Raw genomic sequence first — 24,662 nt, 5'->3', positions numbered from 1 at the left:
GCCGAGTCAGCCGAGTCAGCCGAGTCAGCCGAGTCAGCCGAGTCAGCCGAGTCAGCCGAGTCAGCCGAGTCAGCCGAGTCAGCCGAGTCAGCCGAGTCAGCCGAGTCAGCCGAGTCAGCCGAGTCAGCCGAGTCTGCGACTCCGGCCGCGCCCTCGCCGGCAACGGTGCCGAAGCCGTCCGCGATCCCGACGCCGGCGGCGCTGGCCAGGGCGGTGCCGCACCCGGCGGCGAACGTCGTCGCTCCCCCGGTCATCACGACCGACCACTCGGCATCGGCCGCCTTCGGTCGCGTCGACGAGAACGGCACGGTCTTCGTGCGCACCAAGGAGGGCGAGCAGGAGGTCGGCTCCTACCCCGGCGCCAGTGACGCCGAGGCGCTGACCTACTTCGCGCGCAAGTACGACGAGCTCTTCGCCTCGGCGGTGCTTCTCGAGCAGCGACTGTCGCAGCCGGAGGTCCCCTCCAAGGACGTCGCCGAGGGGCTGAAAACTCTTGCGGCACAGGTGAAGGACGCGACGGTCGTCGGTGACCTCGATGCCCTCGCGGCGAAGCTCGACGAGATCCAGTCCGGGCTCGCAGCCAAGCGCAACCTCGAGCAGCAGCACCGGGCAGAGGCACGCGCAGCCGCCACTGCGGAGCGCGAGAAGATCGTGGCCGAGGCCGAGACGATCGCCGCCCAGCCCGAGAGCCGCATCCAGTGGAAGAGCAGCGGCGCACGCATGCGTGAGCTGCTGGACGAGTGGAAGGCACACCAGCGCGCAGCCACCCGGCTCGACCGCGAGACCGAGTCGGCCTTGTGGCAGCGTTTCAGTGCTGCCCGCAACGGCTTCGACAAGGCGCGCCGCAGCCACTTCGCCGGACTCGACGCCGCGCACGCCGACGCCAAGTCGGCGAAGGAGAGCCTCGTCGCCGAGGCCGAGAAGCTCGCGACGAGCACCGACTGGGCTGCGACCGCAGGTGCCTTCAAGCGCCTGATGGACGAGTGGCGCCGTGCGGGCCGGGCCAGCCGGTCCGACGACGACAAGCTGTGGGCACGCTTCAAGGCGGCCCAGGACGCGTTCTTCGCGGCCAAGGACGAGGTCGTCGCCGCCGAGGAGGAGCAGTTCCGCGGCAACCTCACGGTCAAGGAGGGCCTGCTCGTCGAGGCCGAGGCCATCCTGCCGGTCACCGACCTCGAGAAGGCCAAGGGCCAGCTGCGCGTCATCCAGGACAAGTGGGATGCCGCTGGCAAGGTGCCGCGGGCCGACATGGAGCGGGTCGAGAAGGCCATGCGTCGGATCGAGCAGACGGTGCGCGACGCCGAGGACCGCAAGTGGAAGTCGAGCAACCCCGAGGTGGCCGCCCGCGCCAAGGCGATGGTCGACCAGCTCGAGCGTGCCGTCGCCGACCTCGAGGATGACCTCGCCAAGGCTGAGGCCTCGGGCAACGCCGGCAAGGTGCGCAAGGCGCGTGAGGCCCTCGAAGCCCGTCAGGTGTGGCTCGACCAGGCCCGCGCCGGCGTCGCCGAGTTCGGCGGCTGATTCCCTACAGCGAAGGCGAAGTGCCCACTCGACCGATCATCCGGTCGAGTGGGCACTTTGCTGTGACAGCGTGTTTCAGGAGCGCATGGCGGCGTCAGTCGACTTGCTGCCATTGACGCGGTAGACGTCGAAGACGCCGTCGATGCGGCGTACGGCCTTGATCACGTGGTCGAGGTGTGCCGGGTCGCCCATCTCGAAGGTGAACCGCGAGATGGCGACGCGGTCACGTGAGGTCTGAACCGAGGCCGACAGGATGTTGACGTGCTGGTCGGACAGCACACGCGTGACGTCGCTCAGCAGTCGGTTGCGGTCGAGGGCCTCGACCTGCAGCTGGACGAGGAAGACGCTCGCCGAGCTGGGCGCCCACTCGACGTCGATGAGCCGCTCGGGGTTGGCCGTCAGCTGGTCGGCGTTGGTGCAGTCGACGCGGTGCACCGACACGCCGTTGCCCCGCGTCACGAACCCGATGATGGGGTCGCCGGGGACCGGCGTGCAGCACTTCGCGAGCTTGACCCACACGTCGGCGGTCCCGACGACGACGACGCCGGGGTCGCCCGGCTTGCGCCGGCTGGCGGCGCGGGTCGGGACGGTCGCCTCGGCGAGGTCCTCCGTGGCCCCGTCGACACCACCCATCGAGGCGACGACCTTGCCGACGACGTGCTGGGCAGAGACGTGTCCCTCACCGACGGCGGCGTACAGCGCCTCGATGTCCTGGTAGCGCAGGTCGGTCGCGACCGCCGTCATCGAGTCGTGGCTCATGAGCCGCTGAAGCGGGAGGTTCTGCTTGCGCAGGGCCTTGGCGATGGAGTCCTTGCCGGCCTCGATGGCCTCCTCGCGGCGCTCCTTGCTGAACCACTGCTTGATCTTGTTGCGGGCGCGCGGGCTCTTGACGAACTGGAGCCAGTCGCGCGACGGTCCGGCGCCGTCGGCCTTGGATGTGAGCACCTCGACGACATCGCCGTTCTCGAGCGTCGACTCGAGCGGGACAAGCCGCCCGTTCACACGCGCACCGATGCAGTGGTGCCCGACCTCGGTGTGGACGGCATACGCGAAGTCGACGGGCGTGCCACCCATCGGGAGCGCGACGACCGAGCCCTTCGGGGTGAAGACGTAGACCTCGCTGCTGCCCATCTCGAAGCGCAGTGAGTCGAGGAACTCGCCAGGGTCCTCGGTCTCGCGCTGCCAGTCGAGCAGCTGGCGCAGCCACGCCATGTCGTTCTGCGGCGTGATCTCGCCCGGACGGGCGGGACCGCCACCGCTGGCTTGGTCCTTGTACTTCCAGTGGGCTGCGACGCCGTACTCGGCACGACGGTGCATGGTGTGCGTGCGGATCTGGATCTCGACCGGCTTGCCCTCGGGGCCGATGACCGTCGTGTGCAGCGACTGGTACATGTTGAACTTCGGCATCGCGATGTAGTCCTTGAACCGGCCCGGGACCGGATTCCACCGCGAGTGAAGGGCGCCCAGCGCCGCGTAGCAGTCGCGCACCGTGTCGACGAGCACGCGGACCGCGACGAGGTCGTAGATCTCCTCGAAGTCGCGGCCGCGCACGATCATCTTCTGGTACACGGAGTAGTAGTGCTTCGGCCGGCCCGTGACCGCAGCCTTGATCTTGGCGGCAGTGAGGTCTTCGGTGACCTGGCCGCGCACCCCCGCGAGGTACTCCTCACGGGCCGGCGCGCGCTCGGCGACGAGGCGCACGATCTCGTCGTAGACCTTCGGGTAGAGCGTCGCGAACGAGAGGTCCTCGAGCTCCCACTTGATGGTGTTCATGCCGAGCCGGTGGGCCAGCGGGGCGTAGATCTCGAGGGTCTCGTTCGCCTTGCGCTTGGCCGACTCGGGGCTCACGTAGCGCCACGTGCGGGCGTTGTGGAGGCGGTCGGCGAGCTTGATCACGAGCACGCGGATGTCACGCGCCATCGCGATGACCATCTTGCGCACCGTCTCGGCCTGGGCGGCCTCACCGTAGGTGACCTTGTCGAGCTTGGTAACGCCGTCGACGAGCATCGCGATCTCGTCACCGAAGTCGCGCCGCAGCTCGTCGAGGCCGTATGCCGTGTCCTCGACCGTGTCGTGGAGCAGCGCTGCCGCAAGGGTCGGGGGCGTCATGCCGAGCTCGGCGAGGATCGTGGTCACGGCCAGCGGGTGCGTGATGTACGCGTCGCCGCTCTTGCGCATCTGCCCGTCGTGCGCGTGCTCGGCGACGGCATACGCCCGCTCGATGACCGAGAGGTCGGCCTTGGGGTGGTTCTGGCGGACTGACGTCATGAGCGGCTCGAGGACCGGGTTGCCCGCAGGGCGGGCCGCCCCGAAACGGGCGAAGCGGGCGCGCACCCGCGACGGGGTAGACAGCTCGCTGCGGACGTCCTCGCTCATGAAGAGAGTCTAGGCGGTCGGCCCGAGGTCACACCGTGAGGATGGCGTTGACGGGCCGGTCCGCGAGACGGTCGCGACCGTCGAGGAAGCCGAGCTCGATGACGAACTCGAGGGCGGTCACCTCGGCACCGCCGCGTTCGATCAGCTCACAGGCCGCGGCTGCGGTGCCGCCCGTGGCGAGCACGTCGTCGATGAGAAGCACGCGGGCACCGGACACGAAAGCGTCGGCCTGCACCTCGACCTCGGCGGTGCCGTACTCGAGGGAGTAGGAGGAGGCGATGGTGTCACCGGGGAGCTTGCCGGCCTTGCGGATCGGCACGAACCCCACACCCAGGGCGAGGGCCACGGGCGCTCCGAAGATGAAACCACGAGCCTCGATGCCGGCGACCACGTCGACCCGACCCGAGTAGCGCTGCGCGATGTCGTCGACGAGGGACCTGAAGGCCGCCCCGTCGGCGAGGAGCGGGGCGATGTCCTTGAACACGACGCCCGGCTTCGGGAAGTCGGGCACGTCGCGGACCCTCGCTGCCACGAGGTCACTGGTCTGGCTCACGCCGGCTCCTGCTGGGTGTCGAGAGCGGAAGTGCGGACAGGTGGCCCGCCGTGGCGGGCCACCTGTGTCAGCGGCGGGACTTGGGCGCGCGCCTCGGCTGGTTGCGCGGTCCCGCGGACTGGGCGTACTTGTGCACGGGTCGCGGTGCGCCGTCGGGCAGTGCGGCGGATGCCGCGGCCCCGGTGGAGTCGGAGCCGACCGAGACCGGCTCGACCGAGTCGTCCGGGACCGCCGTCGCTCCAGCGGCAGCCGTCTTGGCGCCGTGCCGCGCCACGTACTTGTCGAGCTGGCGTACGGCCGGCTCGTTGCGCCGCAGGTCGACCAGCAGCGGCGTGGCGATGAAGATCGAGGAGTAGGCGCCCACCCCGATACCGATGAAGAGCGCGAGCGACAGGTCGAGCAGCGTGCCCGGGCCGAGCAGCGTGAAGCCGACGACGAGGACCGCGGCGATCGGCAGCAGTGCGACGACGGTCGTGTTGATCGACCGGACGAGCGTCTGGTTGACGGCGAGGTTGGCGGCCGCCGAGTAGGTGGTCCGCTTGGTGCGGAACGCCTCGGCGGTGTTCTCGCGGACCTTGTCGAAGACGACCACGGTGTCGTAGAGCGAGTAGCCGAGGATCGTCAGGAAGCCGATCATCGACGACGGTGTGATCTCGAAGCCGAAGAGCGCGTAGATGCCGACCGTGATGATGAGGTCGTGCAGCAGGGCCACGAGGCCGGAGACCGCCATCTTCCACGTTCGGAAGTAGAGCGCCATGACGATCGTCACGAGGATGAGGAAGACGACGAGGCCCTGGATCGCCTGCTGGCTCACCGACTGGCCCCAGCTGGGTCCGATGAGCGAGGCGCTCACCGAGCTGGTGGGCACGCCGAACTCCTTGGCGAGGGCGGTGGTCGCCTCGTCGGTGCGTTCGGAGGCAGCCTCGGACTGCACGCGGACGGTGTTCTGCCCGACGATCGTCGAAACGACGTTGCCCTGGATGCCGGCGTCGGCGATGGCGGTCTGCGCCTTCTCCTCATAGCCCTGGCTGTTGCTGACGCCCTGGATGCGGAACTCGGAGCCACCGCTGAACTCGATGCCGAAGTTCAGGCCCTTGACGAAGATGCCGACGAGGGCGAGAGCGATGAGCACCGCCGAGACGGCGTACCAGGTCTTCTGGCGCTTGATGAAGTCGATCGAGCGCTTGCCCGTGTAGAGGTCGTTGCCGACCTGAGCGAAGTTGATCATGCCTGGGCCTTCCCCTCGGCGACGCGGGCCGAGCCCACGGTGGCGGGTGGGCGCTGGGCGCCGGCCGACCCGAACTGGCCGCGGCCCCGGTAACGCAGGGTGTCCTTGGCGCCGAGGCGCTCCGGGTCAAGACCCGACCACTTGTGGCCGCCGCCGAAGAACTTCGTGCGGGCGAGCAGCTGCACCATCGGGTGGGTGAACAGGATCACGACGGCGAGGTCGATGAGCGTGGTCAGCCCGAGGGTGAAGGCGAAGCCGCGCACGTTGCTCGAGGCGAGGAAGTAGAGCACGCCGGCAGCGATGAAGTTCACGGCGTCGGCCGCGATGATCGTGCGGCGGGCGCGCTTCCAGCCGGTCTCGACGGCCGCGACGAGCGGACGGCCCTCGCGCACCTCGTCGCGGATGCGCTCGAAGTAGACGATGAAGCTGTCGGCCGTGACGCCGATCGCGACGATGAGGCCGGTGACGCCTGCCATCGTCAGTCGGAAGCCGTGGGTCGTGCCGAGCACGGTGACCGCGAGGTAGGTGATGATCGAGGCCACGACGAGCGAGGCGACGGTGACGAACCCGAGCGCGCGGTACTGGATCAGCGAGTAGACGACGACGAGCAGCAGGCCGACGAATCCGGCGAGCAGGCCGATGCGCAACTGCTCCTCACCGAGCTGGGGCGTGATGTTGTCCTGCGTCTGCAGGGCGAAGGAGATCGGCAGCGCCCCGAACTTCAGCTGCTCGGCGAGCTGCTTGGCCGAGTCGATGGTGAACGACCCGGTGATCGACGCCCGACCGTCGGAGATGACGGCACGCGCCTGAGGAGCCGTGATGACGCTCTTGTCGAGCACGACGGCGAACTGGTCGAGCGGCGGCTCGGACTGCAGGCCGTAGAGGCGCTTCGTGACGGCCGCGAACTTGGCCTTGCCGGCGTCCTTGAACGAGAGCGCGACCTCGACGATCGAGGTGGGCTGGCCGTTCGGGCCGGGCTGGTAGCCGCTGCTCGCGTCGGCGATCTCGCTGCCGTTGATCTCACTCGGGCCGAGGACGTACTTCGTGGTGCGGTCCTCGCCACAGGTGGCGAGCGGCTGGTCGGGGTCGTCGACGATCTTGTCGACGGCGCCGGGGGCCGAACAGTCGAGGGCGACGTACTGCTTGGCCACCTTCGTGGCTGCCTCGTCGGCCTTGGCCTGGGTCCAGCCGATGCCCGTGAGGCCCTTGACCGCCTGCGCCTTGATGGCGGCCTCGGTCTGGGCCGCAGTCGGCGCAGCAGGAGCGGCCGTCGTCGCGGCTGGTGCCGGTGTGGTGGGCTTCGCCGTGCTGGTCGTGCTGGTCGTGCTGGTCGGGGTGGCGGGGGTCGTGGCAGCACGCAGGGCGTCGGGCACGGCACCGTTCTGGGCGGTCGCAGACGTCGACGGCGTCGCCGCCCCCGTGGCGGACGGCGTGCCGGTGGCCGGTGCGGTGGGAGTGCCCGTGGCGGTGCCCGTCGGGGTCGGCGTGCCGGTGGCGCCGCTGCCCGGCTTGACCTGCGTCGCGGCGGTGTCGAGCGCCTGGACGAAGACGGCGCGGAACCGCAGCTGCGAGGGCTTGCGGATGGCGTCGAGCTGCTCGGGCGTGGGCGATCCGGGGATCGACACGACGATGTTCTGGCCGCCCTGGGTGGCGATCTCGGCCTCGGAGACGCCGTTGGCGTCGATGCGCTGGCGGATGATGTCGACGGCGCGGTTGACCTGGCCCTCGTTGATCTTCTCGCTGCCGACGAGGACGGGCTGGAGCACGAGCTCCGTGCCGCCCTCGAGGTCGAGGCCCAGGCGCGGGGTGGTCGATCCGCCACCCCAGGCGGCGAGACCGCCGACGAGGCCGCCGAGGCCGAGGATGACGACGATCAGCGCCAGGAGGCTGCGTCTCGCCGACTTCTTGGTGGAGCTGCGTGCCACGAAACCCTCACTGACCGTTCTGCTGCGGACCCGGAGCTGCGTCCGTGGCGTCGTCGGGAACCGAGCTGTTGCCGGTGGCGCCGGTGGTGCCCTGGGCAGCCGGCGCGCCGGGCGTCGTCGCGGCGTCGGCCTGCTTGGTCGCGATGGCGCGGCGGTCGAAGCGGACCGTGGTGCCCTCGGCGATCTCGAGCCAGGCCGTGCTGTCGTCAAGGTGCTTGACGGTGCCGTAGACGCCGGACGAGGTGACCACCTGGTCGCCCACGTTGAGCGACGAGCTGAACTCGCGCATCTGCTTCATCCGCTTGTTCTGGGTAAAGAACAGCCATCCCAGCAGCAGCAGGGGCAGCGCGAAAATCAGCAACGAGAAGGCCCCGTTGTTGTTCATGTCAGCTCAGTCCTTCGTGTCTTCGTCGGTTGTCCGGCGCACACCGCGACCCTTCGGATCGGGTCGGGTCTCGCGTCAACGACCGGGAGCACCGGATGGTGCCGCGGCAGCGGCGGTGGTGCCCGCAGGAGTCTACGTGCGCCGGTGCAGTTTGTCAGACCAAGTGAGGTTCCTCAGACGCAAGCCCGGGTCACGTTTTGGTCGCGCTGGTCGGGGTGACGCGCGGTGCCGAGGCCGTCGCCCGGCGGGCGCGTCACGCGTCGAATCGGCCTCCGCCGGCCTCCTCGATGGGCAGGGTCGCGGACCAGAGCGACTGTGCGTCGACCGGTGCAGTGAGGCCCAGGTGCTGCCAGGCGAGCGTCGAGGCGGCGCGTCCCCGCGGCGTACGCACCATGAACCCCTCGCGCACGAGGTAGGGCTCGGCGACGGTCTCGACGGTGTCGGGCTCCTCCCCCACGGCGACCGCGAGGGTGGACAGGCCGACCGGTCCGCCGTTGAACCGGCGGCAGAGGGCCTCCAGGACAGCCCGGTCGAGGCGGTCGAGCCCTCGCTCGTCGACGTCGAACAGCTCGAGCGCCCGACGGGCGGCGGAGTGGGTGACTCGGCCGTCGCCGTGCACCTGGGCCCAGTCGCGGACGCGGCGGAGCAGCCGGTTGGCGATGCGGGGCGTTCCGCGCGAGCGCAGGGAGATCTCGCGGATGCCGTCGTCGTCGGCGTCGAGGCCGAGCAGGCGAGCCGACCGGTGCAGGATCGTCACGAGGTCGGCGGCCGTGTAGTAGTCGAGGTGCCCGGTGAAGCCGAACCGGTCGCGCAGCGGCGCCGGCAGCAAGCCCGCCCGGGTCGTGGCGCCGACGACCGTGAACGGCGGCAGCTCGAGCGGGATGGCGGTCGCTCCGGGACCCTTGCCGATGATGACGTCGACGCGGAAGTCCTCCATCGCGAGGTAGAGCATCTCCTCGGCGGAGCGCGACATGCGGTGGATCTCGTCGAGGAAGAGCACCTCGCCCTCGGCGAGCGACGACAGCACCGAGGCGAGGTCTCCGGCGTGCTGGATGGCAGGCCCCGACGTGATGCGGATCGGCTGCTCGAGCTCGCTGGCGACGATCATGGCCAGCGTCGTCTTGCCGAGGCCGGGCGGCCCGGAGAGCAGCACGTGGTCAGGGGGTGTGCCCCGGCGTCGGGCCGCCTTGAGCACGAGGCCGAGCTGTTCGCGCACCCGCGGCTGGCCCGGGAAGTCGTCGAGACGCTTGGGTCGCAGGGCAGCCTCGACCTGTCGCTCGTCGGTGTCGCTGCCGGCGTCGACGATGCGAGCGGTCGCGTCGAAGCCGTCCTCCCACACGTCGGGTGCCTCGTCGACGTCCCAGGACCGGTCGACGCTCATCGCCCGAGCTCCTGCAGGGCCGAACGCAGCAGAGCGGAGACCCCCGCGCCGTCAGCTGCGAGGGGTGCCACCTTGTCGAGGGCGTCGTCGGCCTGGCGGGCCGTCCAGCCGAGCCCGACCAGCGCCTCGCCCACCTGCTCGCGCCAGGCCTCGCCGGTGTGGAGGTGGACGGGCTCGGCGACGCCACCCGTGCCGGGCAGCGCGCCGAGCTTGTCCTTGAGCTCGAGGACCATGCGCTCGGCGCCCTTCTTGCCGATGCCCGGCACCTTGGTCAGGGCGACGAGGTCACCCGTGCCGAGGGCTACCCGCACCGCGTCGGGCGTGTGCACCGCGAGGACGGCGAGGGCGAGCCGTGGACCGACGCCCGAGACCGTCTGGACGGTCTCGAAGACGTGCTTCTCGTCGTCGGTGGCGAAGCCGTAGAGGGTCAGGGAGTCCTCGCGCACGACCAGGCTGGTGGCCAGCTCGGTGGGCTGCCCGAGCCGCACGGACGTCGCGGTGGCGGGCGTCGTGTGCACGAGCATGCCGACACCGCCGACGCCGACCACGACGGAGTCGAGGCCGACCTTGAGGACGGTGCCGGAGAGCGAGGCGATCATCGGGGTTGGGCTCCAGGGTTGGACGGGTTGGGTCTGGACTGGGGGGTCGAGCGGGTGGTTCGGACGGCGGCGGTGCGCAGACGACGGTCGGCCGGTGCACCGCCCGCGGGCAGCCGACGGGGTATGCCGCCGCCCTGGGTGCCGGTGCGCGCGAGCACTGCGAGCCGTGCCTCCTCGAGCCGGCTCTGGGTGCCACCGCGCCAGACGTGGCAGATCGCGAGCGCGAGGGCGTCGGCGGCGTCGGCCGGCTTGGGCGGGGTGTCGAGACCGAGCAGCCGGGTGACCATGGTCGTCACCTGGGCCTTGTCGGCCCGACCGCTGCCGCTGACCGCGGCCTTGACCTCGGTGGGCGTGTGCAGGGTGACTGGCAGGCCCAGTCGCTCGGCGATGATCATGACGATGCCGGTCACCTGGGCGGTGCCCATGACGGTGGAGACGTTGGTGTCGGCGAAGACCCGCTCGATGGCCACGGCCTCTGGACGGTGCCGCTCGAACCACAGCCGCATCTCGTCCTCGACCGCGACGAGGCGCCTCGGCGTGGGGTCGGTGGACGGCGTGCGGATGACTCCCACCTCGACGAGCGACAGGCGCCGGCCCGGCACGCCGTCGACGACACCGACGCCACACCGCGTGAGCCCGGGGTCGACCGCGAGGACGCGCACGGCATACCTCCTGGGTCAGTGGTCGGGGCGACGAGCGATCCGAACAGGTGTTCGGGGCAACGCTAACCGCCCTCCCCCGAAAGGGCGGGAGGCACGCCGGTCACCGGCGTGCCTCCCGCACCTGAGCACCTGAGCACCTGAGCACCTGAGCGCATGGGCACATCAGCCCGGACGAGCTCACTCGTCTTCGTCGAGCTGCGCCAGCACGTCGTCGGGGATGTCGCCGTTGGCGAAGACGTTCTGCACGTCGTCGCTGTCCTCGAGCGCCTCGATGACGCGGATCATCTTCTTCGCGCCGTCGAGGTCGAGCGGGACCTGCAGGTTCGGCACGAACGACGCCTCGGCCGACTCGTAGTCGATGCCGGCGTCCTGGATCGCCTTGCGGACCGCGACGAAGTCCGTGGCCTCGGAGATGATCTCCCAGGTGTCGCCGTTGTCGTTGACCTCTTCGGCGCCCGCCTCCAGCACGACCTCGAGGATGTCGTCCTCAGAGCCGGCCTCCTTGAGGACCGTGACGACGCCCTTGCGGTTGAAGACGTAGGACACCGAGCCCGGGTCGGCCAGCTGGCCGCCGTTGCGGGTCAGCGCCGTGCGCACCTCGGCGGCGGCGCGGTTGCGGTTGTCGGTGAGGCACTCGATGAGCACCGCGACGCCGTTCGGCGCGTAGCCCTCGTACATGATCGTCTGCCAGTCGGCCGCCCCGGCCTCGGCGCCCGAGGCGCGCTTGACCGCGCGGTCGATGTTGTCGTTGGGCACCGACGTCTTCTTCGCCTTCTGGATGGCGTCGTAGAGGGTCGGGTTGCCGGTGGGGTCAGCGCCGCCCTGACGGGCCGCGACCTCGATGTTCTTGATGAGCTTGGCGAAGAGCTTGCCGCGCTTGGCGTCCTTGGCCGCCTTCTGGTGCTTCGTGGTGGCCCATTTGGAGTGGCCGCTCATGCAGTGTCCTCGCGTTCCGGTGACTGGCTGGCACCGGACTGCTGGAGTCGGTGCGCTCTGACGATCGAGACGAACTCGGCGTGGATCCGGCGATCGCCCCCCACCTCGGGGTGGAAGGACGTGGCCATCAGGTTGCCCTGCCGGACCGCGACGATCCTACCGGCGGCTGCTCCCTCGCCCGCGCGGGCGAGCACCTGGACGTCGGGACCGGCCTCCTCGACCCAGGGTGCGCGGATGAAGACGGCGTGCACGGTGCCGGTCGCGCCGGGGTCGGACCAGGCGTACTCGAGGTCCTGCTCGAAGGAGTCGACCTGGCGGCCGAAGGCGTTGCGCCGAACCGTGACGTCGAGGCCGCCGAGGGTCTGCTGGTCGGGCCGGGCGTCGACGATACGGTCGGCGAGCATGATCATCCCGGCGCACGAGCCGTACGCGGGCATGCCCTCCGCGATGCGGCGCAGCAGGGGCTCACGCAGCTCGAACGCGCGGACGAGCTTGTCCATGACGGTCGACTCGCCACCGGGGATGACCAGCCCGTCGACCTGCTCGACCTCGGACGGGCGGCGTACCGTGACGGCCTCGGCGCCGAGGGCGCTCAATGCTGCGAGGTGCTCGCGCACGTCGCCCTGCACGGCGAGGACGCCGATGCGCACCGTCTCTGCGGCTGACGGCGCGGTCATGGTCTCGCCGTTGGTGGTCGTGGTGCTCACCGGGCAAGCGTAGGGCGGAGCGGCGACCGCCCCGACGCGGGGCTCCCCCGTGCCCGACTCCGACGAACCGTCTGGCATGTGAGACGGCCACCGCACCTGCCCTGACGCCACGGTGAGCCCACCGGCTACGTTGCGGCCATGACGACGGTGCACACCCACGACGCCCTTCTCGCCCGCGCCGAGCGCGCGGACGCCGAGTCGCCGCTGCGCGACACGCGAGACCGCTTCGACCTGCCCGAGGGTGTCATCTACCTCGACGGCAACTCGCTCGGTGCCCTCCCCCGTGCCGTGCCGGCCGTCGTCGACGACGTCATGCACCGGCAGTGGGGCGAGCGGCTCATCCGGTCGTGGAACGAGGCCGACTGGTGGGGTGCCCAGACGCGGGTCGGCGACACAGTCGGCCGACTCGTCGGCGCCGCACCCGGGCAGGTCGTCGTCACGGACTCCACGTCGGTCAACCTGTTCAAGGCGATCGTCGGTGCGGGACGCCTGCGCCCGGGACGTCGCGTGGTGCTCACCGACCCCGACTCGTTCCCCACCGACCTCTACATGACCGAGTCTGCCGCCGCGCTGGCGGGGCTGGAGGTGCGCCGGGTCCACCCGCGGGACGCGGTGGCGGCGATCGGTGAGATCGGCGAGGACCTGGCTCTCGCGTCCTACTCGAGCGTCGACTACCGCACCGGAGAGGTCTGGGACCTGCCGGCCATCACCCGGGCGGCCCACGCAGTGGGTGCGCTGGCCTGCTGGGACCTGTGCCACTCGGCCGGGGTGCTCGAGGTCGACCTCGATGCCGGGGGCGCCGACCTCGCCGTGGGGTGCGGCTACAAGTACCTCAACGGTGGCCCCGGTGCGCCCGCGTTCCTCTACGTCGCCCAGCGCCACCAGGACACCTTCGACCAGCCGCTCACCGGCTGGCAGGGCCACGCCCACCCGTTCGAGATGCGCCCCGACTACGAGCCGGCACCCGGCATCACGCGGGCGCGGGTCGGCACCCCGCCCCTGCTGTCGGTGCTCGCCCTCGAGGCGGCGCTGACCGCGTACGACGGCCTCTCCCCTGCGGACGTGCGGGCCGTCTCCCTGTCGGTGACCGGCACGTTCATCGACGCCCTCGACGAGCTCGGTGTCGACCTGCCCCTGGCCACTCCGCGCGAGCCCGGCCGTCGCGGCTCGCAGGTCTCGCTGCGCCACCCGCAGGCGTTCGCCGTCGTGCAGGCGCTGATCGCCCGCGGGGTCATCGGGGACTTCCGCGAGCCTGACATCATCCGGCTCGGTTTCGCGCCGCTCTACGTGACCCACGTCGACGCCGTCCGGGCAGCCGTGCACGTGAAGGAGGTGCTCGACGGCCGCGAGTTCGAGCAGCCGGAGTTCGCCGAGCGGGGCGCCGTCACCTGACGGGTCGTCGACGGAGCGCGGCGTCGACGAGCACGTCGACGTTGGCGCTCCACTGCTCCGCCGACCCCACGCCGCGTCTCAGCGCCCGCACCTCGGGGTCGGTCACGGAGTCCTCGAGCAGGCGCACGACGTCCTCGCGGACGCCGACGAACGGGCGGTCCCAGAAGGGCTCGACCGGGTCGTCGACGGTGGGCAGGCCGGCGTCCCGCTGGATGCCGGCCAGCACGCGGAGCGCCTCGACCAGTCCTGCCTCACGATCGGCCCACCGCGAGGCCGAGACGGCGTCGGTGAGAGGTCGGGCGACGGCCGATGCGGACGGGAGGGCGGACAGGCTCGTGCCGAGCCACTTCGCGTAGGGCGGCCACCTCCGGTCGAGCAGGTGCGCGAGGTGCATCGTCACGTGGGCCATTCGGCTGGCGATGACGCGCGAGCCGAGGTCGTCGCCCCGCTCCCCCGTGCGCCCCACGAACGGCAGCTCCTGGCCGATCCGCGCCCAGTCGGTCGCCACGACGTGACGCCAGAGGTCGTCGGGGTACCACTGCAACCGACGACGTATGCCGTCCAGCTGGCCGGCGTCGTCGGCGAAGACCGCGCCCCCGACGATCTCGAGCACGGCCTGGCCGGTGAGCGACAGCCAGTCGTCGATGCCGAGGTCGCGGGTCGGGTCGACCCCCAGCCGCGACACGGCCAGGTCGCGCGCCGAGTCGACCTGGACCCGGTGCCGGACGACGGGCTCCCACGTCGTCGCGAACCGCACCGGGTGGCCCAGGAAGGAGGCCGGCAGCGTCGACTCGAGGTGGGCGTCGACCTCGGGCACGGCCGGCGCGGGGACGACGAGGTTGAGGCGAAGGCCCCAGTCGTGGTCGCGCGACATGACGTCGTCGAGGCCAAGCACGTCGGACCCGCTCCCCAGCCGCGCTGCGGCACAGGGCATCCCGGGCCAGCGTCCACGGACCACCGGCTCGACGACCTCGGTCCAGTAGGCCTCTGACAGCTCGGTTCCGGAACGGCTCACACCCCGATGCTGCCATCACGCGAGCGGGGGCCACGGCCCGTGTGTGCACGAAGCGGGGTCAGGACCCCGGACGGCGCACACACGAGGTGTCAGGGCGATGACGCACGTATGCCGCCGCACCCGGTGGGGCACGGCGGCATACGTCAGCGGTGGGCCGGGTGTGCTGAGTGCGACCCTGAGGTCACCAGCCCCGCTCGGAGAGGCGGTGCGGCTGGGCGATCTCGTCGACGTTGATGCCGACCATCGCCTCGCCGAGCCCGCGCGACACCTTGGCGATGACGTCGGGGTCGTCGTGGAAGGTCGTCGCCTTGACGATGGCCTCGGCGCGCTGGGCCGGGTTGCCCGACTTGAAGATGCCGGAGCCGACGAAGACGCCCTCGGCGCCGAGCTGCATCATCATGGCGGCGTCGGCCGGCGTGGCGATGCCGCCCGCGGTGAAGAGCACGACGGGCAGCTTCCCGGCCTCGGCGACCTCCTTGACGAGCTCGTAGGGCGCCTGCAGCTCCTTGGCCGCGACGTAGAGCTCGTCCGCGGGGAGGTTCTGCAGGCGGCGGATCTCCTGGCGGATCTGGCGCATGTGCGTCGTCGCGTTGGAGACGTCGCCGGTGCCGGCCTCACCCTTGGAACGGATCATCGCCGCACCCTCGGTGATGCGGCGCAGGGCCTCGCCGAGGTTCGTCGCGCCACACACGAAGGGCACGGTGAACTGCCATTTGTCGATGTGGTTGGCGTAGTCGGCCGGCGTCAGCACCTCGGACTCGTCGATGTAGTCGACGCCGAGGCTCTGGAGGACCTGCGCCTCGACGAAGTGGCCGATGCGGGCCTTGGCCATGACGGGGATCGAGACGGCCTCGATGATGCCGTCGATCATGTCGGGGTCGCTCATGCGCGACACGCCGCCCTGGGCGCGGATGTCGGCGGGGACGCGCTCGAGGGCCATGACGGCGACGGCGCCGGCGTCCTCGGCGATCTTCGCCTGCTCGGCGGTGACGACGTCCATGATGACGCCGCCCTTGAGCATCTCGGCCATGCCGCGCTTGACGCGCGTCGTGCCCTTCGAGCTCGTGGACTGCTGGTCAGCCGCGGGCGTGCTGCCCGTGGTCGGGATGGTGCTCACGATGTCCTGCTTTCCCGTGATCTTGGGCTGGGGATGCACACAGGGTAGGCCCCCGCGGGCACGGCGCACGACACGGTCCGCCGGCGGCCCCGCGGCCGGAGCCGGCACTGTGACGCAGGTCGCTCCGTCGAAGCGTCGGTCACGCCTCGGTCAGGCCCGGTCAGGCGTCGGTCAGGCGTGGGTCAGGCGTGGGTCAGGCGACCGCGAGGTGCTCGGGAGCCTCGTCGTTGAACTCGACGGTGTGTGGCAGCGGTGTGTAGCCGGCCAGGTGGAAGACCCGGATCGCCCACTTCCGCCGCACGCGGCGGACGTCGGTGACGGCGTCGTTGTGGAAGCGGCGGGCGAGCTGCACGCGCGTGCACGCCGAGCTGAGCCGGGCCAGCACGTCGGTGCCCAGGGCCGTGGACCGCAGGTCGGCGACGGTCTCGGGAGTCAGGGCGACGTCCAGGGCCTCGGTGAGGTCGTTCTCGGCGAGCTCACGGTCTTCCCCGTGCTCGGCCGGCGCCTCGAGCGAGCCCGCCGCGGCGTTCGCGAGGATGAGCGAGGTCGCCCCGTCGAGCAGGCCGCTGTTGGCGAGCTCGACGGCCGCCTCGGCGCGGCGGACGAGCCGCGCGTCGAGTGCCGCGAGGGTTCCGCTCAGTCGCACGTGGAGCCGGTCGAGCCGCGCTGCCGTGTAGCTGAGGTACCAGGCGATGACGACCAGGACGAAGAGGACGGCGAAGACCCACGACAGGACCTCGCTCACCGGGCACCTCCGCGGAGGAAACGGTTCCAGCGGGCCGGGGCCGGAGTCGCCGCGGCCCGGCCCTCGATGACCGTCTCGTAGACGGCGAGGATCTTGTCGGCGACCACCGACCAGTCGAAGATCCGGGCCCGCTGCTGGCCGGCCTCGGCGAGCGTGGCACGCCGCTCGGGGGTGCGGAGCAGGTCGACGAGGGCCCGCGCGAGGTCGTCGGGCTGCTCGTTGGCGAACATCGCACCCGCGCCGCCGCCGTCGAGCACGCGCGAGAAGGCCGACAGGTCGCTCGCGAGCACGCAGGCGCCGGCGCTCATCGCCTCGATGAGGATGATGCCGAAGCTCTCTCCCCCGGTGTTGGGTGCGACGTAGACGTCCACCGACGCGAGGAGCGAGGCCTTGTCGTCGTCGGAGATCGCGCCGAGGAACTCGCACGCCGCCACGACCTCGGCCGGCCAGCCCTCGGTCACCTCCTCGGCGTCGCCCGGCCCGGCAACGAGCACCCGGAGCCCGGGCACCGACCTGAGGATCGCGGGCAGGGCCGCCGCGAGAACCGGCAGGCCCTTGCGGGGCTCTCCCATCCGCCCGAGGAAGGCGATGGTCGGGGCTGTGGGCGTGCCGATCCACGCGGAGCAACGGGGCGCCGACGCGAACCGGTCGACGTAGACCCCGTTGGGGATGACGACCGCGTCGCCACCCACGTGGGTGGTGACCGTGCGACGCGCGTCCTCGCTCACAGCGATGCGGGCCGCGATCTTCTCGAGGCTGGGCCGGATGATGGGGTATGCCGTCTGCATCGTGCGCGAGCGCAGCATCGAGGTGTGGAACGTCGCGACGATGGGGCCGTCGGCCGCCATGAGTGCGAGCACGCTGACGCTGGGCGTCACCGGCTCGTGCAGGTGGAGCACGTCGAACTCGCCCTGGTCGAGCCAGCGCCCCACCTTGGAGGCCGTCACGGGCCCGAAGTTGAGGCGCGCGACCGAGCCGTTGTAGCGCACGGCCGTCGCGCGGCCGGCGGACGTCACGTACGGCGGCAGCTGGGTGTCGCTGTCAGCGGGCGCGAGCACCGACACCTCGTGCCCCTGGCCGATGAGGTGCTCGGCGAGGTCTCGCACGTGGAACTGCACCCCGCCCGGCACGTCGAAGGAGTACGGGCAGACGATGCCGACCCTCATGGGGTCGCCCCGGCGGCCCTGGAGGCGTCGTGCACCGGGTCCTTGGACGGGTCGAGGTCGTCGACGAAGACCCGTTGCAGCATGTGCCAGCTCGACGTGTGCTCGCGGATCGTGACGGCGAGGTGGTCGGCGCACTGCTGGATGAGGTCGGCAGCCTTGGCCCCCGTCGTGCCCTCGACGCGAGGCACGAGGCGGTCGCTGAACTCGATGACGGTGCGGTGACCGCCGAGCCCCTCGCCTCGAGGTGCCGGTTCGTACCAGATGCGGGCGGCGTAGAGCGGCACCCCGGTCATGAGCGACAGCACCGCCGGGCCCTTGGCCATGCGGGCCCGATGCCCGAGCAGGTCGACCTCGACACCACCGTTGGTGAGGTCACGGTCGGCAGCCAGGGCGATGAGCCGGCCGCCGCCCCGCGCGGCCGTGAGCAGCCCGTGGAAGGGGTCGTCGCCGCCGGTCAGCGGGATGATGTCCATGTCGATCGAGCGCCGGAACGCGACGAACTCCTGGTAGACCTCCTCGGGCTTCAGGCGTTCGGCCACGGTCGTCACGGGCATGAGGTTGCCCGCCGACCACGCAGCGGCGAGGTCGAAGTTCCCGAGATGACCCACGAACACGACCGCGGCCTCACCCCGGGCCGACAGCCCGGCGACCTCCTCGGCCCCCTTGGTGACCACGGCGGCGTCGATCTGCTCGCGCCTCAGCGACGGCAAGCGGAAGGCCTCGCAGTAGTAGCGCATGTAGGAGCGCATCCCCGCCGCCACGAGGTGGTCGAGCTCGCGCTCGTCGAGCTCGGGGCGCACCCGCCGGTAGTTCGAGCGCAGCCGCTCGATCCCCTTGCCACCCCTCCGGACGGCGAGGTCGGCCACCCGGTCGAAGAGGGCGTATGCCGCCCACTCGGGGAGAGCGCGTACGGCCGACCAGCCGATCTTGAAGCCGAGGACGCTGACGGTGTCGGTGGCCCGGCATACGACGGAGGTCACGCGCCGACCTCGCCCGAGGCGAGGGCCTGGCGACGCACGGTGATCATGCGCTGGAGCACGGTGACGAAGCTGGCGACGGCCAGGAGGCCGAGCACGACGCCCAGGAGCAGCGTCGAGTTGAAGAGGTCGGCGAAGAAGGCGGCGACGAGGACGGCGACCAGCCGGTCGGCCCGCTCGGCGATGCCGACGTCGGCCGTGTAGCCGAGGCCCTCGGCGCGCGCCTTGGCGTAGGAGACGACGCTGCCGAGGATCAGGCAGGCGAGCGCGAGACCCGCCATCCAGAAGTTCGCTCCCGGGCCGGCGTAGTAGAGCACGAGGCCGCCGAAGATGGCGCTGTCGCCGATGCGGTCGAGGGTCGAGTCGAGGTAGGCGCCCCACTTGCTGGAGCGCCCGGACTCGCGGGCCATGATGCCGTCGACGTTGTCAGAGAAGACGAAGGCCGTGATGACGAGCACCCCGACCCAGATGTCGCCGCGGGGGAAGAAGGCGAGTGCTCCGACGCAGACCCCTACCGTTCCGACGATCGTGACGACGTCCGGACTGATGCCGAGGCGGAGGAACAGGTGGGCGATCGGTGCGAGGATCCGGGTCATCGACGCGCGTAGGAGTCTGTTGAGCATGGTGGTGACAGCGTAACGACCGCGGCTCAGCCCGCGGGCCAGGCGGCGACGAGGCGAGTCCGGGTGTCCTCCAGCAGGACGGGCAGCGCCTTGGTCTGACCCACGATGGGCAGGAAGTTCGAGTCGCCGCTCCAGCGGGGCACGACGTGCTGGTGCAGGTGCGCGGCGACGCCCGCCCCGGCGACGGCTCCCTGGTTCATGCCGAGGTTGAAGCCGTGCGGCTGCGAGGCGCCCTCGAGGGCCCGGATGGCCTGCTTCGTCAGGGCGGTGAACTCCGTCGTCTCCTCGTCCGTCAGGTCGACGTAGAGGGACACGTGCCGGTAGGGGCAGACGAGCACGTGCCCCGGGTTGTAGGGGAAGAGGTTCATGACGACGTAGCAGTGCTCGCCGCGGTGCACGATCAGGCCCTCGGCATCGGGCTTGCTCGGGGCGGAGCAGAAGGGACAGCCGTGGCCGGGCGCCTCGGTCGGCTTGTCGCCCAGGATGTAGGCCATCCGGTGCGGCGTCCAGAGACGCTGGAAGCCGTCCTCGACATGGGCGAAGTCCTCGGCCGCCTCGGGCGCGCTCCCCTGCTCCGTCATGGTTGTCGATCCTAGGGCCGCCGCGGGCCGGGAACGTGAGTGGCCCTGCGGTCTCACACACCGCAGGGCCGACACCATTGAACCGTGTCTCAGGGTGGAAGCCGAAATCGACACGCCCCGGACGAAGCTCCCGAGGCAGGACGCAGATCAGCCCCGCGGGTGTGAGAGCCGCGGGGCCGAGGTGCCGCAGGCGCGCCGGATCGCTGCCGACGATGCGCTGAGAGAGAGGTGAAGGCCCGGGAAGTATGAGTTCCCGGGCCTTCTGTTCTGTCTCACCGAGGTGAGTCAGAAACCGTTCCGCCGAAGCGGATCGGTAAGAACAGTTGTAGACCTCGGCGAAGCGTCTGGCAAGAGGATCTGAGAAGAATTCTCGACGCACGGCGTAAGAATCGGCGTGTCCGTGGCGACACACCGAACCTGACGCTCCTGTGGGCACAGCTTGCCCCGCGCGCGAGCGGAATCTAGGGTCCGGCTGTGCCCACGCCGGACGAGTCCTATCCCTACCTCAGCGACGTCGTGAAGGCCCTCACGGGCGCCGACCTGCCGCTGCCCATGCCGATGTTCGGGCTGCTCGTGCTCGTCGCTCTCGTCGCCGCGACCTTCGTCCTGCGTCTCGAGCTGCGTCGCCGGTGGGCGAACGGAGAGCTCGTGCCCGCGGTCCACGGCAACGCGAAGGCCCCCGGGTCGCTCGAACAGCTCGACGAGTTCACGACGACGTTCGCGGCGGCGATGCTGCTGTCCGGCATCGCCGGAGCCAAGCTCTTCTCCGTGCTCGAGGACCCCGGCGCAGCCCTCGCGGACCCGGCCGGTCAGGTGTTCAGCAGCAACGGGTTCAACATCATCGGTGGTCTCGTCGTAGCGACCGCTGTCGGCGTGCTCATGCTGCGACGCAAGGGGATCCGCGTCGCCCCGTTCCTCGACTCGGCCGCTCCGGCGCTCATGCTCGGCTACGCCATCGGGCGCATCGGGTGCCAGGTCTCCGGTGACGGCGACTGGGGCGTCGCCGCCGACCCGGCCGGCAAGCCGGGGTGGCTGCCGATGTGGCTCTGGGCACAGCAGTACGAAGGGAACATCGTCGGCGTCCAGATCCCGGCGCCGGGGGTGCACCCGACCCCCATCTGGGAGACGGTCATGGGCCTCGTCCTCTTCGGCGTGCTGTGGGCCTTGCGCCGGCACACCTTCCGCCCGGGCTGGCTCTTCAGCCTCTGGATCGTGCTGGCCGCCGCCGAGCGCCTCCTCATCGAGCCGTTCCGGGTCAACGAGCTGCACGGGCCGTGGGCCCTCAGCCAGGCGCAGTACCTGTCGGCCGTCTTCCTCGTGGTGGGCCTCGCCGGTCTGGTGCGGTTCCGGGCCCGGCGCTCGTCATCGCCGGACCCGGAACCCTCGACGGTCAGCCCAGACTGACGGCGTAGACCTCGACGCGGTCGTCGCCGGGCAGCGTGATCGACTGCAGCTGCTTGCCCGGGTCGGCCGCCACCGTCGCGCCGAACAGCTGGACCGGTGGCCCGTCGACACCCGAGCCGCCCTTGATCCGGTGGTCCATCGCGATCGCGACCTGGTTGCCGTTGTGACCGCTGCCGGCGGCCCAGTCGGTGAGCGAGACCGGCACGGACTGCACGCTGCCGTCGGTGTAGGTCAGGCGCAGCGCGGTGGAGACGTCTCCGTTGTGCGTCGAGCCGATGACGTGGATCGCGCTCCGGCTGGCAGCGGGAACGAGGATCGTCTGCCCCCTGCCCTCGACGAAGTTCGGCGTCGTGCCCGAGGTGACCGGGGCGGCATACGACACGCCGTTCCAGTCCCAGGTCGTGCCCGTCGGCAGCAGCGCGGCGTCGTAGCTCCACCCGCTGTCGTCGAAGTTGCCGTCGCTCGGCGCCGACACGGTTGCCGTGCCGTCGTGGTTGCGGGCCGGTGCGAGGTCGACGGCGCAGCCGGAGGCGCCGGCCACGCAGGCGAGGGCCTCCTGCAGCTGCACGGTGACGACCCTCGTCACCGGTTCGACGCCGGGAGCGGACGCCCTGACGCGCACGTCGTGGGTCCCGACGCCGAGTCCGGCCGGCACCTTCAGGGTCACGGGCACCGACGCGCTGGCCGGCACCCCGTTGCTGTGCAGCACGACCGCGCCGTCACCGCTCGCACCCACCGTCGCCGACCAGCCTTGCGGCGCTGCGACATCGACCTGCACCGGGAGGCTGCTGGGCGCCTGTCCGACGAGATCGACCGACAGTCGAGCCTCCCGCGCACCCGTCGGGACGACGACCGGGTTCGGCCGCGCCGTCATCGAGAGCGACAGGCGCGGGTCTCGCGTCGCCTGGACCGCCGAGGGCGGCACGTCGGCGGGCGTCGTCCCCCATCGGCTCGGTGCCGTGCCGACGGTGTGGGCGACGGTGCCTCCACGGCGGAGGGCGCCCCAGCCGACCCAGCTCTTCGTGGTCTTCGAGCCGTTGACCGTCAGGGTCTGGACGTAGCGCCGGTCGTCTGACACGCCCGGCGCCGTGATCGTGAGCCTGCCGCCCTGGCCGGTGCGCACCGACGTCGGCGAGGCGACGTCGATGTCGACGCGCTCGAACTGGGGCGAGCTGACGACGAAGGAGTTCGCGCCGCTCATCGTCGGGTAGAGACCCCACGAGGAGAAGACGTACCAGGCGCTCATCGTGCCGAGGTCGTCGTTGCCGGTCATGCCGTCGGCGCCGTCCGTGAAGAGCGTGAAGGCGGCGCGGGCCACGGTGGCGATCTTCGCCGGCTGCTGCACCCACGCGTACATGTACGGCGCCAGCAGGTCGGGCTCGTTGTTCGGGTTGTAGGTCGGCTTGCTGTAGTAGGCGTAGGTCGCCTCGATCCAGTCGGTGCGAGCGGTGCCGGCCGGGTCGGCCAGCAGCTTGTCGTAGGCGAAGAAGTCGTCGAGCCGCTTCTCGGTGGTCGCGCGGCCGCCCATGAGCTTCACCAGGCCGGCCGGGTCCTGCGGGGCGAGCCACTGGTACTGGTACGAGCCACCCTCGTGGAAGGCGTGCGACGCCTCGACCGGGTCGTACGGGTCGAGCCACGTGCCGTCACTCATCCGCGGTCGGAACGCCTGCGTGCCCGCGTCCCAGAGGTTCTTGTACCAGCCGCTGCGCTCGGTGAGCATCGACGCGTCGGCCGTGTGGCGGAGGCCCTTGGCCATGATCGCGAGCGACGCGTCGGCCGCGGCGTACTCCATCGTGGCCGAGGCCGGGTGGGCACAGTCGTTGTCACCGCCGTGCGAGACGCAGTCGGTGCCGACGCGCAGGCCGAACGGGATGTAGCCGAGGTTCTCGTAGTAGTGCTGGCCGGACCGCCCGTTGTACTGGCTGTCGGCGGGCGGCTGCTCGGTCGCGTTCTGCTTGAGCAGGGCGTAGGCCTCCGCCTCGTGGCCGGCAAGGAAGCCCTTGCTCCAGCCCTCGACGAGGAAGGGCGTCACGGGGTCGCCGGTCATGATGTTCGTCTCGCTGTTGACGAGGGCCCAGCGCGGCAGCCAGCCGCCCTCGCGCCCGATCGCGAGCACCGACAGGTACGAGTCCCGGGCGACGTCGGGGGCGAGCACCTCGAGCAGCTGGTTCTGCGGCCGGTAGGTGTCCCAGAGCGAGAAGTTCTGGCGCGGCGTGTAGCCGTCCGCGATGTGGTTCTTGCCGTCCCAGCCGTGGTACCTCCCGTCCACGTCGGAGGCAAGGTTCGGGTGCATGAGCGAGTGGTAGAGCGCCGAGTAGTACGCCGTGCGCCGCTCGGCGGAGCCACCGGTGATCCGTGCGTGGCCGAGCTGCTGCTCCCAGCGCTGCGTCAGGGCCGCGCGGGTCGCGTCGAAGTCGAAGCCGTCGCCCGTCTCCTTCGCGAGATTGGCGCGGGCTCCGTCCGCGCCCGTGTAGCTGAGGCCGACCTTCATCGTCACCGAGGTGGTGCCGGTCGGGAAGGTCACGGCCGCACCGTTTCCGCCGTTGGTGGTGGCGGCGTCCCGGCTCCCGCTGGTCAGCGTCGACCCGCTCCAGGTGCCGAACGAGCTGAAGGGGCGGTCGAACTCGGCGCGGAAGAACACCGTGTGCTCGTCCTTGCCCGCGCAGAAGTTGCCGTCGTGGATGCGGCCCTCGACGACGCGGTCGCCGATGACGTGCACTTCGGAGTCGAAGACGCGCATGTTGGCCTTGCCGGTGTTGAGCAGCACGTTGGCCGCCTTGTCGGCCGGGAAGGTGAACCGCTGCCACCCGGTCCGGTCCGTCGCCGTCAGCTCGGCCCCTACCCCGTAGGTCGGCAGACCGACGCGGTAGTAGCCGGGGCTGGCCTCCTCGTCGGAGTGCGAATAGCTCGAGGCGTAGCGCGCGGCGTCGACGGTCGTGATGGCGCCGCTCGTCGGCATGACGGGCAGCTCGCCGACGACAGGGCAGCCGACGCCCGACAGGTGCGTCTGGCTGAAGCCGTAGATCGACTTCTGCGAGTAGTCGTAGCCGCCCTCTCCCCCGGTGTCCGGGCTGACCTGGACCATGCCGAAGGGCGCGCTGGCACCGGGGAAGGTGTTCCCGTTGTCCTGCGTGCCGATGAACGGGTTGACGGACTCGACGAGCGGCTCGGCCGCCGCAGCCGTCGGGGGTGCGCCGGACGGCAGCACGGGCCCGAGGGCGGTCGCAGCGAGGACGAGGGTGCCGAGCGATCTGAGCACGATGCGCATGGGGCGTTCCTTCACGGGAGGACGACGGTGTCCTGCCCGAGCCTCGTGACGTGCCACATGTCCGGCAACCCGACACCGTTGTCCTGTCCGATGGACGCGCG

Annotated in this window: 21 protein-coding genes; 3 read left to right on the top strand and 18 right to left on the bottom strand. The window is 70.9% G+C overall.

Annotated features, from left to right (window positions below; genetic code table 11):
* Positions 1-165 precede the first annotated feature (165 nt).
* A complete protein-coding gene (locus AC1DE0_RS10605; RefSeq protein WP_478100140.1) occupies positions 166-1,521 on the top strand; it encodes a DUF349 domain-containing protein in 1,356 nt (451 codons plus the stop codon).
* A gap of 75 nt (positions 1,522-1,596) precedes the next feature.
* On the opposite strand, the gene AC1DE0_RS10600 is transcribed toward AC1DE0_RS10605, so the two are convergent.
* The 10 genes from AC1DE0_RS10600 to pdxT all read right to left on the bottom strand — a co-directional run bounded on the left by AC1DE0_RS10600 (position 1,597) and on the right by pdxT (position 12,243).
* On the bottom strand, positions 1,597-3,897 hold the full coding sequence (locus AC1DE0_RS10600; protein ID WP_478100119.1) for a RelA/SpoT family protein: 2,301 nt from the start codon (positions 3,895-3,897) through the stop codon (positions 1,597-1,599).
* A 28-nt stretch (positions 3,898-3,925) separates the two neighbouring features.
* The gene (locus tag AC1DE0_RS10595; RefSeq protein WP_478100117.1) at positions 3,926-4,450 is read right to left on the bottom strand and encodes an adenine phosphoribosyltransferase; all 525 of its coding nucleotides are present in this window, start codon (positions 4,448-4,450) and stop codon (positions 3,926-3,928) included.
* 67 nt (positions 4,451-4,517) lie between these two features.
* Positions 4,518-5,678, bottom strand: a complete 1,161-nt coding sequence (secF, locus tag AC1DE0_RS10590; protein ID WP_478100115.1) for a protein translocase subunit SecF — start codon at positions 5,676-5,678, stop codon at positions 4,518-4,520.
* Positions 5,675-7,603 (bottom strand): protein translocase subunit SecD, encoded by a 1,929-nt coding sequence (gene secD / locus AC1DE0_RS10585; RefSeq protein ID WP_478100113.1) that lies wholly within the window; start codon positions 7,601-7,603, stop codon positions 5,675-5,677. The genes secF and secD overlap by 4 nt, the downstream gene beginning before the upstream one ends.
* A 7-nt stretch (positions 7,604-7,610) precedes the next feature.
* Positions 7,611-7,988, bottom strand: a complete 378-nt coding sequence (gene yajC / locus AC1DE0_RS10580) for a preprotein translocase subunit YajC (protein WP_478100110.1) — start codon at positions 7,986-7,988, stop codon at positions 7,611-7,613.
* Positions 7,989-8,241: 253 nt separating this feature from the next.
* Positions 8,242-9,369 carry a Holliday junction branch migration DNA helicase RuvB gene (gene ruvB / locus AC1DE0_RS10575; protein WP_478100108.1) on the bottom strand — a complete coding sequence of 376 codons (1,128 nt, stop codon included), beginning with the start codon at positions 9,367-9,369 and terminating at the stop codon, positions 8,242-8,244.
* Positions 9,366-9,968, bottom strand: a complete 603-nt coding sequence (gene ruvA / locus AC1DE0_RS10570) for a Holliday junction branch migration protein RuvA (protein ID WP_478100105.1) — start codon at positions 9,966-9,968, stop codon at positions 9,366-9,368. The genes ruvB and ruvA overlap by 4 nt, the downstream gene beginning before the upstream one ends.
* On the bottom strand, positions 9,965-10,630 hold the full coding sequence (ruvC, locus tag AC1DE0_RS10565) for a crossover junction endodeoxyribonuclease RuvC (RefSeq protein WP_478100102.1): 666 nt from the start codon (positions 10,628-10,630) through the stop codon (positions 9,965-9,967). The genes ruvA and ruvC overlap by 4 nt, the downstream gene beginning before the upstream one ends.
* 177 nt (positions 10,631-10,807) lie before the next feature.
* Positions 10,808-11,566, bottom strand: a complete 759-nt coding sequence (locus AC1DE0_RS10560) for a YebC/PmpR family DNA-binding transcriptional regulator (protein WP_478100100.1) — start codon at positions 11,564-11,566, stop codon at positions 10,808-10,810.
* Complete coding sequence (gene pdxT / locus AC1DE0_RS10555) at positions 11,563-12,243, bottom strand: pyridoxal 5'-phosphate synthase glutaminase subunit PdxT (RefSeq protein ID WP_478100137.1); 681 nt, start codon at positions 12,241-12,243, stop codon at positions 11,563-11,565. Before pdxT ends, AC1DE0_RS10560 begins: the two co-directional genes overlap by 4 nt.
* Before the next feature lie 168 nt (positions 12,244-12,411).
* Between pdxT and kynU the strand changes: the two genes are divergently transcribed.
* Positions 12,412-13,665 (top strand): kynureninase, encoded by a 1,254-nt coding sequence (gene kynU / locus AC1DE0_RS10550; protein ID WP_478100098.1) that lies wholly within the window; start codon positions 12,412-12,414, stop codon positions 13,663-13,665.
* Here the strand turns inward: kynU and AC1DE0_RS10545 are convergent.
* The 7 genes from AC1DE0_RS10545 to AC1DE0_RS10515 form a co-directional block, all read right to left on the bottom strand.
* Positions 13,658-14,680 carry a DUF4037 domain-containing protein gene (locus AC1DE0_RS10545; protein ID WP_478100096.1) on the bottom strand — a complete coding sequence of 341 codons (1,023 nt, stop codon included), beginning with the start codon at positions 14,678-14,680 and terminating at the stop codon, positions 13,658-13,660. The two genes, kynU and AC1DE0_RS10545, sit on opposite strands and share 8 nt — an antisense overlap.
* A gap of 181 nt (positions 14,681-14,861) precedes the next feature.
* Positions 14,862-15,788 (bottom strand): pyridoxal 5'-phosphate synthase lyase subunit PdxS, encoded by a 927-nt coding sequence (pdxS, locus tag AC1DE0_RS10540; RefSeq protein WP_478100135.1) that lies wholly within the window; start codon positions 15,786-15,788, stop codon positions 14,862-14,864.
* 202 nt (positions 15,789-15,990) lie between these two features.
* On the bottom strand, positions 15,991-16,542 hold the full coding sequence (locus AC1DE0_RS10535) for a hypothetical protein (RefSeq protein ID WP_478100092.1): 552 nt from the start codon (positions 16,540-16,542) through the stop codon (positions 15,991-15,993).
* Positions 16,539-17,708: a glycosyltransferase family 4 protein gene (locus AC1DE0_RS10530; RefSeq protein ID WP_478100088.1), complete on the bottom strand. Its 1,170-nt coding sequence runs from the start codon at positions 17,706-17,708 to the stop codon at positions 16,539-16,541. The genes AC1DE0_RS10535 and AC1DE0_RS10530 overlap by 4 nt, the downstream gene beginning before the upstream one ends.
* Positions 17,705-18,688 (bottom strand): phosphatidylinositol mannoside acyltransferase, encoded by a 984-nt coding sequence (locus AC1DE0_RS10525; protein ID WP_478100086.1) that lies wholly within the window; start codon positions 18,686-18,688, stop codon positions 17,705-17,707. The genes AC1DE0_RS10530 and AC1DE0_RS10525 overlap by 4 nt, the downstream gene beginning before the upstream one ends.
* A complete protein-coding gene (gene pgsA / locus AC1DE0_RS10520) occupies positions 18,685-19,308 on the bottom strand; it encodes a phosphatidylinositol phosphate synthase (RefSeq protein ID WP_478100084.1) in 624 nt (207 codons plus the stop codon). Before pgsA ends, AC1DE0_RS10525 begins: the two co-directional genes overlap by 4 nt.
* A 26-nt stretch (positions 19,309-19,334) precedes the next feature.
* Complete coding sequence (locus tag AC1DE0_RS10515; protein WP_478100082.1) at positions 19,335-19,889, bottom strand: HIT family protein; 555 nt, start codon at positions 19,887-19,889, stop codon at positions 19,335-19,337.
* 474 nt (positions 19,890-20,363) lie between these two features.
* Between AC1DE0_RS10515 and AC1DE0_RS10510 the strand changes: the two genes are divergently transcribed.
* On the top strand, positions 20,364-21,293 hold the full coding sequence (locus AC1DE0_RS10510; protein WP_478100080.1) for a prolipoprotein diacylglyceryl transferase: 930 nt from the start codon (positions 20,364-20,366) through the stop codon (positions 21,291-21,293).
* On the opposite strand, the gene AC1DE0_RS10505 is transcribed toward AC1DE0_RS10510, so the two are convergent.
* The gene (locus tag AC1DE0_RS10505) at positions 21,280-24,561 is read right to left on the bottom strand and encodes a GH92 family glycosyl hydrolase (protein ID WP_478100078.1); all 3,282 of its coding nucleotides are present in this window, start codon (positions 24,559-24,561) and stop codon (positions 21,280-21,282) included. The genes AC1DE0_RS10510 and AC1DE0_RS10505 overlap by 14 nt on opposite strands.
* Positions 24,562-24,662 lie beyond the last annotated feature (101 nt).

Source organism: Terrabacter sp. 05T424 (assembly GCF_056396225.1).
This window is presented reverse-complemented; position numbering and strand designations above follow the sequence as displayed.

Bases quoted from the DNA above. Each gene is read 5' to 3' on its own strand.
- ruvA (WP_478100105.1), bottom strand. From the start codon at position 9,968: ATGATCGCCTCGCTCTCCGGCACCGTCCTCAAGGTCGGCCTCGACTCC.
- yajC (WP_478100110.1), bottom strand. From the start codon at position 7,988: ATGAACAACAACGGGGCCTTCTCGTTGCTGATTTTCGCGCTGCCCCTG.
- ruvB (WP_478100108.1), bottom strand. From the start codon at position 9,369: ATGAGCGTCGACCGGTCCTGGGACGTCGACGAGGCACCCGACGTGTGG.
- secF (WP_478100115.1), bottom strand. From the start codon at position 5,678: ATGATCAACTTCGCTCAGGTCGGCAACGACCTCTACACGGGCAAGCGC.
- kynU (WP_478100098.1), top strand. From the start codon at position 12,412: ATGACGACGGTGCACACCCACGACGCCCTTCTCGCCCGCGCCGAGCGC.
- pdxT (WP_478100137.1), bottom strand. From the start codon at position 12,243: ATGACCGCGCCGTCAGCCGCAGAGACGGTGCGCATCGGCGTCCTCGCC.
- AC1DE0_RS10530 (WP_478100088.1), bottom strand. From the start codon at position 17,708: ATGAGGGTCGGCATCGTCTGCCCGTACTCCTTCGACGTGCCGGGCGGG.
- pgsA (WP_478100084.1), bottom strand. From the start codon at position 19,308: ATGCTCAACAGACTCCTACGCGCGTCGATGACCCGGATCCTCGCACCG.
- AC1DE0_RS10515 (WP_478100082.1), bottom strand. From the start codon at position 19,889: ATGACGGAGCAGGGGAGCGCGCCCGAGGCGGCCGAGGACTTCGCCCAT.
- AC1DE0_RS10600 (WP_478100119.1), bottom strand. From the start codon at position 3,897: ATGAGCGAGGACGTCCGCAGCGAGCTGTCTACCCCGTCGCGGGTGCGC.
- AC1DE0_RS10505 (WP_478100078.1), bottom strand. From the start codon at position 24,561: ATGCGCATCGTGCTCAGATCGCTCGGCACCCTCGTCCTCGCTGCGACC.
- AC1DE0_RS10560 (WP_478100100.1), bottom strand. From the start codon at position 11,566: ATGAGCGGCCACTCCAAATGGGCCACCACGAAGCACCAGAAGGCGGCC.